Source organism: Antarcticibacterium arcticum, from assembly GCF_007993795.1.
GTDB lineage: Bacteria > Bacteroidota > Bacteroidia > Flavobacteriales > Flavobacteriaceae > Gillisia > Gillisia arctica.
In genome coordinates, this window is record NZ_CP042476.1 from 2,072,645 (window position 1) to 2,086,337 (window position 13,693).

The window sequence follows — 13,693 nt, forward strand, 5'->3', positions numbered from 1 at the left end:
GTTAATGCAACACTTTTTTGCCAATTTTAGAGAACGCCTGTTGCAGGTCCTGTTTAAGATCTTCCAGGTCTTCCAGGCCTACCGAAAGCCGGATTAGGTCTTTAGTCACTCCCGTAGACTCCTGTTGCTCCTCACTTAATTGTTGATGCGTAGTACTGGCAGGATGAATAATGAGGGATTTGGTGTCCCCAATATTTGCGACCAGGGAAAAAATGTTGGTTTCATCGGCTACAATTTTTGCTGAGTCAAATCCGCCTTCAACCCCAAAAGTTACAAGTCCGCTTTGTCCTTCAGGCAGGTATTTTTTGGCCAGATCAAAGTAGGGGCTATCTTCAAGCCCGGGATAATTTACCCATTTTACTTCGGGTTGTAGCTTAAGCCATTTTGCGAGGGCAAGCGCATTCTCACTGTGCTTTTTAATTCTTATTTCCAGGGTTTCCAGCCCCTGCAGGATCTGGAAAGCATTGAACGGACTCAAAGCCGCACCATGATCGCGAAGGCCTTCGATCCTCACCTTGGCAATGAAGGCTGCATTCTCAAGCGCTTCATGATACACTAGCCCATGATATCCGGCAGATGGCTCTGTAAACTCCGGAAACTTACCATTGGCCCAGTCGAAATTTCCTGCGTCAATGATCACTCCACCCAGGCTGGTTCCGTTTCCATTGATATATTTGGTGAGGGAATGTATTACAATATCGGCCCCGTGTTCAATTGGGTTTAGTAATGCCGGCGTAGCTACCGTATTATCCACGAAGAGTGGGACTTTGTGCTCCCTGGCATATTTAGAAATTTCCTTAAGGTCCAAAACATCCAGTTTCGGATTTCCAAGGGATTCCACAAAAAATATCCTGGTATTCTCCTTTGCAGCTTTTTTGAAATTCTCAGGCCTGGATGGATCTACAAATGTTGTGGTGATCCCAAAGCGGGGCAGGGTCACATTGAACAGGTTGTATGTGCCCCCATATAAACTGCTTGATGCTACAATATGGTCACCAGATCTTAAGAGTGTAAGCAGGGCGGTGTTTATAGCCGCAGTTCCCGAAGCCGTAACTACCGCTGCAATACCCCCTTCCAAAGCCGCCAGGCGTTGCTCGAGAATATCATTTGTAGGATTGTTGATACGGGTGTAAATATTTCCCTGTTCAGCCAGGGAAAAGAGGTTTGCCGCATGGTCTGAATTTTTGAATACATAGGATGTGGTTTGGTAAACGGGTACAGCTCTGGTCCCTCCGTTGGCAGTTACATCGTGTCCTGCGTGCAGTGCATTTGTTGCAAATTTTTGTGTGCTCATCTTTTTTAGTTTTAGTGAATTGTTATTTATGGTTTATTGTTTCTTTCTTTTCTATCTTTTCCTTCCCACAAAATTCCAGGGTAAAAAAAAATCCCTCCGGCTGGCTTGCCGAAGGGATTTAGGAATTGAACTATATAAACTAATTATATCCTGAATTTCTGGCAATAGCGGGTCGCTGCGTAAATACACATTTGCATCATACAGCACATCATTTTTTCTATTGCAGGATTTGATCTCATTGTTTTCTGTTGCAGGTTATCGGTTGTGCGTTGTCGGTTATCGCTTTCTGTTTTCCTTGAGACACGATGTATCGTGTCACTACTTTACCTTTTTACTCTTTAACTTTTTACTCTTTAACTTTTAAAAACTCCCCTTTCGGGGGATTGGGGCAATAAAAAAAGCCGCTGCGGTGGCAGCGGCTTTGCAAATTATATTTTAAAAATATCATGCAATAGTGCGCGCTGCGGAAGCTTTCCACATCATCATACACATATTGCAAATATTCTGAAACATTTTTTCTGTTTTGGTAAAGGCAAAGTTAACGACAGAATAATTTAGAAAACAAACATTCTTCAGAAAAAAAATAAAATAATTTTTAAAACCCTTTGTTTATCAGCTTTTTGCGGAACATGAACTTTACTTTTCTCCTTAATACTTTTCTCCTTCCCTCCTTAACTTTTTTTCTCTTTCACTTTTTCTATTTTTTCGCGCCAGGGATTGAGCGGCTGTTGGAGCTCTTCCGTTTTTTTTCGGGAAGCGACCCGCGAAAGCCCGGCCCGTAGGGAGGCGCCCAACAATTTCTAAATTCCCGTTAAACAATGACGCTATTCAATCAAATTTTATACATTTGCTACTGAGATATTACAGGGACTAATTTGACTGATTGCAACCCTTAAAAAAAGCTAAAGCAGTGTGAACTTCTCTAGCGCCCCTTTCCGTCAAATAGCCTTTTCATTTAATTTTAAAGATCCTAAATGGCCTATTTATTTACTTCAGAAAGTGTTTCTGAAGGACACCCGGATAAAGTCGCTGACCAGATAAGCGATACCCTACTTGATAATTTTTTAGCTTTTGATGAAAACTCTAAAGTTGCCTGCGAAACCCTCGTGACTACAGGACAGGTGGTGCTTGCAGGAGAAGTAAGAAGCAATACATACCTCGATGTGCAAAACATTGCGCGGGAAGTAATTAATGATATTGGTTATACAAAGGGAGCTTACAAATTCAGCGGGGATTCCTGCGGAGTAATCTCGCTTATTCACGAACAATCCCAGGATATCAACCAGGGCGTAGACCGTGAGAACAAAGAAGAACAAGGCGCGGGAGACCAGGGAATGATGTTTGGTTATGCCACTAAAGAAACCGCAAATTATATGCCCCTCGCCCTGGACATCTCTCATAAGATCCTTATTGAACTTGCAAAACTGCGCCGGGAGGATAAGGATATCACTTATTTGAGGCCAGATTCCAAGAGCCAGGTAACTATTGAATACAGCGATGACAACGTACCTCAACGTATAGATTCCATTGTGGTTTCTACACAACATGATGAATTTGATGAGGATGATGAGCGCATGTTGGACAAGATCAAAAAAGATATCGTTGAAATCCTTATCCCGAGGGTAAAGGCACAGTTGCCCGAGTACGTCCAGAAGCTTTTTAATGACGAGATCGAGTACCACATTAACCCAACCGGAAAATTTGTAATTGGTGGTCCTCACGGGGATGCCGGGCTTACCGGCAGGAAAATAATTGTTGACACCTACGGGGGCAAAGGCGCGCATGGCGGCGGGGCTTTTTCCGGCAAAGATCCAAGTAAAGTTGACCGTTCAGCTGCTTATGCAGCAAGACATATAGCTAAAAACCTGGTTGCCGCCGGCCTGGCAGATGAGATCCTGGTCCAGGTATCTTATGCCATTGGAGTGGTAGAGCCTACTTCTATTTATGTAGATACCTATGGTAAATCCCACATTAAAATGACCAATGGGGAGGTCTCGAGAAAAGTGGCCGAGATCTTTGATATGCGCCCTGCGGCAATTGAAAAAAGACTTAAGCTGCGCAATCCTATTTACCGGGAAACATCGGCTTATGGCCATATGGGGAAAGAACCCCGCACTATCACTAAAGTGTTTGAAAGTCCTTATAACGGAAAGATCACCAGGGAAGTGGAACTCTTTACCTGGGAAAAACTGGATTATGTAGACAAAGTAAAAGAGGCTTTTGGTTTAAATTAGCCCAATACCCGTAAGGGATGATAAAATATCAATTTAAAAGACTGCTCCCCCCGGGCAGTCTTTTTTTGTGCTATATTCTTCGGAAAGCTTTAACAAGTGTACCCGTTTTAAATACCTATTTTTAAAAACACCAAAAATACACCTATGTCAATTTTCGGAAAAGTAAAGAATACCATTAATCTTTTAAAGTCTATAGACATGGACCAGCTTTCTAAAATAAGCAGGACCATAGATCTTCCAGATGCAATGAACGCCCTGGGAGCACTGGATGAAGACCAGCTGAAGGGATTAATGAAAATGTTGAAAACCAAACGCCGCAAAGGGCAGAGTGACCTCCCTCCCATTGATGGCGATTTTTATAACCTGGACCTGAAACTTACCCCGGAACAACGTGCCCTGCAATTGAAAGTGCGCAATTTTATGGAAGATGAGGTAAGGCCACTGGTAAATGATCACTGGAACCGGGCTAAATTTCCATTTGAGATCATTGAAAAATTCGCAAAACTGGGTATCACCGGGGTACCGTATGAAGGCTATGGATGCCCAAATATGTCATTTTTAATGGAAGGGATCATCGCCCAGGAAATCGCGAGAGTTGATGTTTCCATCTCTACATTTTTTGGGGTACACAGCGGGCTGGCAATGGGATCTATTTACCTTTGCGGCAGCGATGCCCAGAAGGAGGAATGGCTTCCCAAAATGCAAAAACTGGAAGCCATAGGCGCATTTGGGCTTACTGAACCTAATGTAGGTTCGGGCGTGGCTGGAGGGATGGAAACCACCTGCCGCTTTGACGGGGAGAACTGGGTGCTCAACGGACAAAAAAAATGGATAGGAAATGCCACTTTTTCTGATGTTACCGTGATATGGGCCAGGGATGAAGACACCAATCAGGTAAAAGGCTTCCTGGTGCGCGCGAAAGAAAATCCCGGCTATAAAGCCGAAAAAATGGAAGATAAGATGGCCCTGCGTATTGTACAAAATGCCATTATCACTTTGACGGATTGTATAGTGCCCGAAAGGGACCGGCTCAAGCATGCCAATTCTTTCAAAGATACCGCAAAAGTGCTTAAAATGACCCGTGCCGGAGTCGCATGGCAGGCCGTGGGCTGTGCACGGGGAGCGTATGAAAGCGCTCTGAAATACACCAAAAAAAGGGAGCAGTTTGGCCGTCCTATAGCATCCTATCAATTGATACAAAACCATCTGGTAGAAATGCTATCCAATCTTACCGCTATGCAAACTATGGTTTTTCGCCTTTCGGAAATGCAGGACCAGGGAATGCTTACAGATGAGCACGCGTCCCTGGCAAAAGTCTATTGCAGTATGAGAACAAGAGATGTGGTAAGCCGTGCCCGGGAAGTTATGGGCGGGAACGGGATCCTCCTGGAATATGATGTGGCCCGTTTTGTGGCCGATGCTGAGGCCATCTACAGTTATGAAGGGACCAAAGAAATTAATTCCCTTATTGTAGGCCGTGCCATCACAGGCTACAGTGCCTTTGTGAATTAAAGTGAACTCCTTTGGTGCAGGCAAAGGAGGTAGCAAATACCAAAAGTAAAATTCCAAATTCCAAAAAGGAAATAAAGATGCAGGCATTGGGGAATATAACCCTTAGAGATTAAAAATAATATTTAAAGAAAAATACATGTCAGTTTTAGTTATAAGCCCGGGAAGAGATCCTGAAGTTTGGGCAAAAGAGTTGAGGAATCAGCATCCGGGGATGAATGTTTATGTGTATCCCGAAGATCATGAAAAGGAGGAGGTGGAATTTGCCGTTTCCTGGAAACACCCGCGTGGGATCTTCAAGAATTACCCAAACCTTAAGGTAATCGCTTCAATGGGCGCCGGGGTAGACCATATTACCAGTGATCCCGAAATTCCTGAGCATATTAAGATCACCAGGGTGATAGATGAAGACCTTTCCTCAGATATGAGCGCTTTTGTTCTCGGATTGATCCTAGATCATATGCGAAATATATCCCTGCACCACTCCAGTAAAAAATGGGAGCCAAAAAAGTACCAACGAATAAGAGATGTGAAGGTAGGCATCCTGGGAATGGGGGTTTTAGGAACAGCAGTGGCCAAATCCCTCCAATTAAATGGTTTCCAGGTCTCAGGCTGGGCCAATTCTACGAGGGAGCAGGAAGAGATAAAAATATACAGCGGTGCAGACCAAATGGAAGATCTTTTGAGAGAAACATCTGTTTTAGTAAACCTGTTACCCCTTACCCCTCAAACCGAGAATATCCTGAACAAGGACTTATTTCAAAAATTACCCAAAGGGGCCTACGTTATTAATGTAGCCCGGGGAGAACATCTCAATGAACACGACCTGCTGGAAATGATAGACAGCGGACATCTAAGCGGTGCAAGCCTTGATGTTTTCAGGAAAGAACCCCTGCCGGAGGAGCATCCTTTCTGGGCACATTCAAAGATCCAAATTACCCCGCACATTGCCAGTATCACCAATCCGGGTTCTGTTGTGCCTCAAATTATTGAAAACTACGAGCGTATGACCGAAGAGGAGGAACTTATGAATGTGGTAGAAAGGCAAAAAGGTTATTAATTAATAAAACAACAATTATGAGAGAGCTTAAGAACATTCTTGTAGCCATAGATTTTAATGATTCAGTAGGAGATCTTTTGGGGTATGCCGAAGGTCTCGCGTTAAAATTTGAAGCTAAAATATGGGTTGTGCACGTGGCAGAACCAAATCCCGATTTTGTGGGCTATGAAGCGGGACCACAGTACATACGAGACTTAAAAGCCGATGAATTCAAAGAAGAACACAGGAAACTTCAAACCATAAGCACTGCTTTTGTGGGCGAAGATGTAGATTGTGAAGCATTACTTATACAAGGCTCTACCGTGGAAACCCTGCTGGACGAAGCCAACAAGCTTAATGCAGATCTTATAATATTAGGTACGCATAAACACAGTTTCTTTTATAATCTTTTTTCTGAAAGTGTTTCGCTTGAGATCTTTAAAAAGGCAAATATCCCGGTGATGGCGATACCCATAGATGAGGATGAGGAATAATTTTATGGTGTAATTAATTACGGTCTAAAAATTGTTTAGGGGAAGTACAAACCACATATCTCATGAAAATATCATTGCCGGCATTATTCCTTTTTTTGTGTAGCAGCTTTCTTATGAATGCTCAAAACCATATTGAAGTCGAGATCACCAATTTTAAGTCCAATAAGGGGGTCGCTTACATTGGCTTATATGATTCAGAGAATTCCTTTTTAAATACCGCTTTTAAAGGGGAAAAGTTGACAATTAAAAATAATAAGGTGGTATACACTTTTAAGGATATTCCTGCAGGGAATTATGCTATCTCGGCGTTTCATGATGAAGATGAAAACGGGGAACTCAGCACTAATTTTTTAGGGATTCCTAAAGAATCGTATGGGGCTTCGAACAATGCTCCTTCCCGTTTTGGGCCGCCAAAATGGAAAGATGCACGGTTTAGGGTCACCGCCGGTGAGACTGTGTACCAAAAGATCGAACTCTGATTATCTCCTTTTGGACAAAAAATTACCTGTTTTTAAAAAGATCTCACCAATTCTTCCCTGGCTTCTTCCCCGGTGGGAGGTAAAGATTTTAAACAGGTCATTTCCTTAATGGCATTGATAAAAGTTGCAAGGAATTGCTCCCTTTTTTCTTCAGAAAGCAATTCTATGGAAAGGAATGGGTTAAGGTCTTCGAGTTCTACCAATAACAGCGAATTGTCTTTTAATCTGCAGGCATCAACCCGGGTGATGCCACGTTCCATATTATTCCACTGTATAAATTCCTGCGCAAAAGCCAGGTCTTCCTGTGTTGCGGTATACTCAGTAAGGTCCCAGCGCTTTTGCTTATTAGGCGCGTACAAGGCATATTGGAATGTATCGTTAAGAAAATAAAAGGAAACCTCGTATTCAAAATCTATAAAAGGCTGTATGAGTTTTCCCTGGGGCGCTGCCAACAGCAATTCATCCTTATTAAGGATTTCCATCCCTACAGAATCTGCCCCATTCATGAGTTTTACAATATATTTTGAAGGATCTCCAAGTTTGTCAATCTCGCTCACAGAATTTACGGTGGGAATCACGGCATAACCGGCTGCCTGCAGGTCCAGCAAATATTGTTTCCCCTGTTGATCTGCCTTACCGTCAAAGGAATTGAAGCTAAGAATATTTTTTTCCTTCACGGCTTGAATGAATTCGTGATAATAGGCCTCAAAATCCATCACACAACCTATATTTCTGTAAACTATAAAGTCTACCTTTTCAAGAAAAGAAATTGCCTGTTGCGGGTGTGCAATTAAAACGTTGAAATGGGGTTGTAGCCTGGAAGTTATGAAAAGATCTTCTTCATAATAGTTACGCCCTTTGGCATTATAGTAAAGATCAGTAATATACAGAATGGTGGTCATTTGGCTGCCGGAATTAAAATTGGGCGAATTTAATATTTAAATCGGAATGGCAGTTAGAAAAATTCAGCTGAAATATTCGGGAGAAAGAATAAATTTTTAGATGAAATGGAATTTGAAAAAAGGGAAGATGGTCCAAAGCAGCGGCTGCTTCCGAAGTAAAAAGAAACCTGATTCAACCTTAGGTTTAATTTACCTTTTCCCCACGGGAATCTTAAGGCACACCAGACCCAAAACCGGAAATAAAATCGTTGTGTAAATAAGTGCGGTTTTTTTATAACCCCTTAAATCCTCCTGTTTGGCAATGTTCATAAAAGTATAGATCATCACCAGGATGTTTATAAAGAACATTATATAAAGTAAGTTTGCCTTATCCATAAGTTGAAATTTGAAAAAATATTCAGGACAAGGTAGCCTATTAAATCCTTATAAATCATTAAATAAGCTTTTACTTTTCCTTCTCCAGGCTTTTCTCATAAAACAGCACCTCTTTCTCCTCCCCCGGAAGGCGTAAAGTTTTGGTAAAGCCCAGGCCGAGTTTTTCCACCAATTTTTGGGACGCAAAATTATCTTTATCTGTAATAGCATTTATATGGGTAAGGCCTAAGTCTTCCCGTGCAGCCCGCATCAATTCACTGCAGGCTTCAAACGCATAACCTTTCTTCTCATATTCGGGAAGAAACGCAAACCCAATATCAATTCCTTCTACCCCCTGCCGGTCATAGAGGCCGCAGGTGCCTAGCTTTGCCCCATCTTCCTTTCTCAACACGGTGTAATTGGAAAATCCCAGCCGCTCCAGTTGCGGCAGCATCTTTTCGCGAATGTATTCTCCCGCTGCTTCTATAGAGCTCACCTTCCGGTCTCCTATGAATTGCAACCATTTTGGGGTATTGAGCAGTTCGAAAATAAAGGCAGCATCCTCCGGCGCGGTTGGCCGGAGCATAAGTCTTTGTGTCTTAAAGGTGTGGTGATCTGGCATTTTTTTAAAAATTTATCTTTTTCTCAAGATGGTTAAATAAAGAAGAAAACCAATTACACTATTATTCTTTACAATAAAAAAGGTAAAATAATCCCGGAGGATAGGCGGACGCTTTTATTGGAAAAAACCAATTTACCCATAATTTCAATTGCTGTTAATCAAACAAAAGAGAGGTTTTTCTATAATCATCCCCCAAATTTCAACCAATGGAATAGCGATAAAAAAAATTAGTTCTACAAAATAGCTTTTTTCAGGAAAATTTTCTAAATTGCTAACTTATTGCTTTTCAATAATATAGGGGCACCTGGCGGCCTTTCCCAAATTCCCCCTTCGCCCAATCCCTACTTCTCTGCCTCAGTAAATTTATCCCGGAATAAGTGTGTTCTTATTTTTAAAATTAACGATTAAATTATACATCATGGCAGAAAGAATTATTTACGTAAGCCGAAACGGGCAGTCACACAATTTAAAATTACGGGACAACCAGGGGCACAATCCCGGCAATAATGATCTTACCACAGACATTGATCCTAATGATACCGTGAGATGGGAGTTGGACACCAATAGTGGCCTTGAAGCCATCACCGGTATAAAACCCAGCGATCCCACCCAGCCGGCCTACAGGGGTTCACAAAACCTCCTGGCAGCCCCTCCAAAAAGTGAAAACGGAAGCTGGGAAGCTACCGTTGTTTCTCCCTCCCCGGGCCGGGGGAAATTTGAAAACTATATGATAGGTTTTAAAATTCCCAATGATGCTACCGAATATTGGGATGATCCAAAGCTTCAAATGAAATCATAAAATCCAATGAAATTTAATGGGAAAGCCTGGATCCTGGCGGCCTTTATATTTCTGGTCGCACCCGGCCTTGCCGCTCAAAATCCGGCACTGGCTGATAGTCTCATTGCACTTTATCATTCCGATGAGTCCCTTGAAAACGACCTTCCAACCTTAAAGTCAATTGCCGACAATCATACCAATCCCGATATTAAACTGGAATACGCCGAAATTCTCATTACCAAAGCTGCCAAAGATTCTTTGTATAATTACCTTCACAGCGGTTTTTTACAAAAGGGGAATGCCATGCAATTAAAGGGAAATTATCCCACGGCCCTTGATTCCTATTTCAGAAGTCTTAATTACGCTAACCTAAGCAACAACAGGCTGGGAATTGGAGCCATAAATATTTCAATTGCAGATACTTATTCCATGATTGGGAATTCCCTCACTTCAAAAAGATATTATGACCGGGGAATTGCGATTCTAAGGGAGGTTAATGACTCCATTAAGTTAGGATCTGCCTTACTCAATGTGGGTGATGAATCATTTAACAGTGGTGATTACGATGAGGCCCTGGAATATTTTTCAGAATCAGGGCTTATCTTTAAGGCAATAGATTATCCATTAGGCAGGGCTTATAATTTGGGTAATGTAGGGATGGTGTATGCCGCACAGGGAAAACACACCCTTGCCAAAAAAAATATCAATGAGGCAATTGAAATGCTGGAGGAATTGGAACAGTATTACCCAATAGCAGTTTACCTTAGTACTATTGCCGATATTTATGCAGCTCAAAACAATATTCCCAACGCTTTTGACTATGCAAAACGCAGCCATGAACTCGCCACCCGTTATGGGCTGAAGGATCAAATTGGGAACTCCAACCTGCAGCTGGCAAACCTCTATGAAGCTGCCGGAAATTATAAAGAAGCCTATAAATTCTATAAAAACTATATAGTATATCGTGATAGCGTAACAAACCTGCAGGCGATCCAGCAAATGGCCGACCTGCGAACAGATTTTGAGATCTCACAGAAGCAAACCGAAGTAGATCTCCTGGCGCAACAAAAAAGGAATCAGAAAATAATAGTAATCTCTACAGGAATTGCTTTGGTCCTGCTGGGACTTCTTGCCTTTGGTTTGTACCGCCGCTACCTGTACATTAACAAAATGAGCAAAGTCCTTGGTAATGAAAAGGACCGGTCTGATAAATTATTGCTGAACATCCTGCCGGAACAAACCGCACGGGAATTAAAAGAATTTGGCAGGGTTAAATCACAGCGCTTTGAATCGGTCTCGGTGCTGTTTGCAGATTTCAAGGATTTCACCAACCTTTCGGAATATCTGGATCCCGAAGTGTTAGTGGAAAGCGTAGATTTTTACTTTTCCAAATTTGATGAAATAATTGAGAAATACGGGCTGGAAAAGATCAAAACTGTAGGCGACTGTTATATGTGCGCCGGCGGCCTCCCCTTCCCTTCCCATGACCATGCACACTCTATATTGCTCGCTGCGCTGGATATGACCAACTTTGTAAAAGAGGCGAAAGAGAATCAAAAAGATGATGAAATACGTTTTGACATACGTATTGGGGTAAATACCGGGCCGGTGGTAGCGGGAGTTGTAGGCAGCAGGAAATTTGCCTATGACATCTGGGGAGATACGGTAAATATCGCTTCCCGAATGGAAACAAATTCAGAAGCCGGACGCATCAATATTTCGCACAATACCTATCAATTGGTGAAATTTCATTTTGAATGTGAATACCGCGGTAAAGTAGAAGTTAAAAGCAAAGGCAGTATGAAAATGTATTACGTGAATGCAATTAAATTTCACCACCCCAAACACGACCGGGGAGAACTTGTAAGGCCGGAAGTGCAGGTGTGAAAGTTGCCCTTGTTTTCAAACGGGTTAATTTCCACCCCCAAACAAAACCCTCCGGAGTCTACCATTTAATGCGAATTGAATTTCATTATTCTATGGAGGATTTAACTTCCTCTCGTGCCGCCCCCAGGATTAATTTGAAATATTAAGACAAAATTTCACAAACACAACGGAAACCTGTGACATCATTTGGAAAGGATTCCGGCACTATGCCTTTATAATTCTCGCCGTACAAGGTATCAGTTTGGGTGTATTCTGAGATCTTAAAGAGGGTAAAATCTTTGGGGTTTTTCGTGGTCTTAAATCTTACAGGATTTTTCCCCTTTACAAGGAGCAGCTGTTCTTTATCCTGAAAATAATTCTTTGCCGCAGCAAGTTCTTCATTGAAAGGCAACCTGTAATTTATGCGGGAGGCATAATCTCTTTTGGCAATGTGTTTCGGGTTTGTTTGCCATAAATAGGAAACCATCCCTGATCTCCATGAACAATAATCTTCTGCCTCTTCTTTTGTAATCCCAAGCACCGGATGATACTTGTAATCTTCAATATAGGCTTTTTTATAAATTTCCCCGTGTGCAGTTTCCAGGTTTACTAAAGGGGATAAATAGAGATAATTCAAACTCTTTATAGTATCTTCTGTAGATTCCTGATACTCTTTAAAGGTTTGAAAGCCTTTCCCGGCCAGAAAATGTTTGACCTTCAGGTATTCCATAAACATCAAATTGGTCACCGGGGTTTTATCAATATAAAGCTCCGAATTAACCTGAATTGTTCCCGGCGGGTCTATCCCCTGCTCCATTTTCTGTCCAAATGCGACACAAAACCAAAAGCTAAACAGGAACACCGGTATTTTTTGCATATAATGAGGGTTTTAAAAAACCAATATAATAATTTAAAAATAACCACCTACCTGTTTTCATAAACCGGATTTCTAAGCAATAATGCTACTTTTCTTCCAACTTAAATTCCATTGTATAATTGGCATATTCCGGTTGGGTGATACCTTGGGCATATGGAATGTTTTCAGGTTGTGTATATTTTTGAAGATAGGAAGCATCAATTTTTTTATTGATTTCATCTTCGCTGTCAATTTTATGTCCCGAAACATTTACAATTTTCTCACCGTATTTTATCTGGCCCTTGCCGGATTTTAAAAATTCGGTGAACCAGCTTCTATCACTTTTATTCCAACTCCGGGAGAATAATCTGCCATTCACATTTACCATCCAGATTGGAAGAAATGTGGGGCGGTCCAAACCACCCTTTATCTCTATTCGGGTGTGAGTATTTAAATAATCGTACAGATCTTTTTCAAACATAAACTTGTTGGCTTATTAAGCGTTGTAAGGGTGTGCAGTTGTTTTTACTCAATTCCAAATTTTATGGAAACCTCGGTTTCTACCCGTATAGGTTTAAACTCAATATCTATTTGTTTTATTTCCTGCTTCATACTTGCACCGTATCCCACCACAACCATTTCATTGAGTTCTCCGCCATAACCAAAAGTCTGGTAATATTTGTCGGTAATAAACAAGGCCCGGGTGATCTTCTGGTCCAGTGGTTTTAAAAGGTATTCGGCCTGGGTCTTGGCTTTTGCCACTGCCCTTGATTTCAAATTGAGTTTTAATTCCTCCATCTTTGAGTACTCGGTTTTATCAAGGGACACATTGGAGATCCCAATATCTTCCAGTCCCACCAAAACCCTTCCCGCGGTTTGCGCATCAAAGACCTTGAGTTTGTAGGCTTTGCTTTTCAAAACATCCTTTTGTTTTAAAAAATATTTCTTGAAATTACTTCCAAGGTCTGAAAGCGAAAGTTGCTCTTTTAAGTTGATCCCCAGCGATTCCAGTTTGGCCGCCATTTTAATTTCCAGTTCTTCTACAGATTCCCGGTTGCGGTTATCAGATTCCCGAAGCAGGATGTCCAGATAAATGATATCAGGTTTTACCAACGTATCAACCATAGCGGTTGTTTCAAGATAAGGCTGATCAATAAAATTTTTGGTTTGCCCAAAAGATACAATGCTGAAAAGCAGCATTGGGAGGAGGAGTTTTAGATTGTTCATGGAGTTTTTAGAGGTTTTTTGTGAGTGTTTTTAAAAAAA

Annotated in this window: 14 protein-coding genes; 7 read left to right on the plus strand and 7 right to left on the minus strand. The window is 41.6% G+C overall.

The annotated features are described in order from the left end of the window. Position 1: 1 nt before the first annotated feature. Complete coding sequence (locus FK178_RS09365; protein ID WP_146833996.1) at positions 2–1,294, minus strand: O-acetylhomoserine aminocarboxypropyltransferase/cysteine synthase family protein; 1,293 nt, start codon at positions 1,292–1,294, stop codon at positions 2–4. A 974-nt stretch (positions 1,295–2,268) separates the two neighbouring features. On the opposite strand from FK178_RS09365, the gene metK reads away from it, so the two are divergent. From metK to FK178_RS09390, 5 genes are all read left to right on the plus strand, one after another. Continuing rightward, positions 2,269–3,528 carry a methionine adenosyltransferase gene (gene metK, locus FK178_RS09370; protein ID WP_146834001.1) on the plus strand — a complete coding sequence of 420 codons (1,260 nt, stop codon included), beginning with the start codon at positions 2,269–2,271 and terminating at the stop codon, positions 3,526–3,528. Positions 3,529–3,672: 144 nt separating this feature from the next. After that, positions 3,673–5,040 (plus strand): acyl-CoA dehydrogenase family protein, encoded by a 1,368-nt coding sequence (locus tag FK178_RS09375; RefSeq protein WP_146834004.1) that lies wholly within the window; start codon positions 3,673–3,675, stop codon positions 5,038–5,040. A gap of 136 nt (positions 5,041–5,176) precedes the next feature. After that, the gene (locus FK178_RS09380; RefSeq protein WP_146834007.1) at positions 5,177–6,097 is read left to right on the plus strand and encodes a 2-hydroxyacid dehydrogenase; all 921 of its coding nucleotides are present in this window, start codon (positions 5,177–5,179) and stop codon (positions 6,095–6,097) included. A gap of 17 nt (positions 6,098–6,114) precedes the next feature. Further along, the gene (locus tag FK178_RS09385) at positions 6,115–6,570 is read left to right on the plus strand and encodes a universal stress protein (RefSeq protein ID WP_146834010.1); all 456 of its coding nucleotides are present in this window, start codon (positions 6,115–6,117) and stop codon (positions 6,568–6,570) included. A 62-nt stretch (positions 6,571–6,632) separates the two neighbouring features. Beyond that, positions 6,633–7,049, plus strand: a complete 417-nt coding sequence (locus FK178_RS09390; protein WP_146834013.1) for a DUF2141 domain-containing protein — start codon at positions 6,633–6,635, stop codon at positions 7,047–7,049. A 32-nt stretch (positions 7,050–7,081) separates the two neighbouring features. On the opposite strand, the gene FK178_RS09395 is transcribed toward FK178_RS09390, so the two are convergent. From FK178_RS09395 to FK178_RS09405, 3 genes are all read right to left on the minus strand, one after another. After that, complete coding sequence (locus FK178_RS09395) at positions 7,082–7,951, minus strand: hypothetical protein (RefSeq protein WP_146834016.1); 870 nt, start codon at positions 7,949–7,951, stop codon at positions 7,082–7,084. Between the two features lie 189 nt (positions 7,952–8,140). Next, positions 8,141–8,326, minus strand: coding sequence for a hypothetical protein (locus FK178_RS09400; RefSeq protein WP_146834019.1), 186 nt, complete (start codon positions 8,324–8,326; stop codon positions 8,141–8,143). A 70-nt stretch (positions 8,327–8,396) separates the two neighbouring features. Further along, positions 8,397–8,927, minus strand: a complete 531-nt coding sequence (locus tag FK178_RS09405) for a GNAT family N-acetyltransferase (RefSeq protein WP_146834022.1) — start codon at positions 8,925–8,927, stop codon at positions 8,397–8,399. A gap of 418 nt (positions 8,928–9,345) precedes the next feature. Here FK178_RS09405 and FK178_RS09410 point away from each other — a divergent pair, with 418 nt between their 5' ends. Together FK178_RS09410 and FK178_RS09415 are read left to right on the plus strand one after the other, a co-directional pair. Continuing rightward, the gene (locus FK178_RS09410) at positions 9,346–9,726 is read left to right on the plus strand and encodes a hypothetical protein (RefSeq protein ID WP_146834025.1); all 381 of its coding nucleotides are present in this window, start codon (positions 9,346–9,348) and stop codon (positions 9,724–9,726) included. Positions 9,727–9,732: 6 nt separating this feature from the next. Beyond that, positions 9,733–11,592 (plus strand): adenylate/guanylate cyclase domain-containing protein, encoded by a 1,860-nt coding sequence (locus tag FK178_RS09415; protein WP_146834028.1) that lies wholly within the window; start codon positions 9,733–9,735, stop codon positions 11,590–11,592. A gap of 142 nt (positions 11,593–11,734) precedes the next feature. Here the strand turns inward: FK178_RS09415 and FK178_RS09420 are convergent, their stop codons facing one another. From FK178_RS09420 to FK178_RS09430, 3 genes are all read right to left on the minus strand, one after another. Next, entirely contained in the window at positions 11,735–12,448 is a 714-nt protein-coding gene (locus FK178_RS09420; protein ID WP_146834030.1) for an SUMF1/EgtB/PvdO family nonheme iron enzyme, read from the minus strand. Positions 12,449–12,533: 85 nt separating this feature from the next. After that, positions 12,534–12,908, minus strand: a complete 375-nt coding sequence (locus FK178_RS09425) for a DUF2255 family protein (protein ID WP_146834033.1) — start codon at positions 12,906–12,908, stop codon at positions 12,534–12,536. A gap of 44 nt (positions 12,909–12,952) precedes the next feature. Then, positions 12,953–13,654, minus strand: coding sequence for an SIMPL domain-containing protein (locus FK178_RS09430; protein WP_146834036.1), 702 nt, complete (start codon positions 13,652–13,654; stop codon positions 12,953–12,955). Positions 13,655–13,693 lie beyond the last annotated feature (39 nt).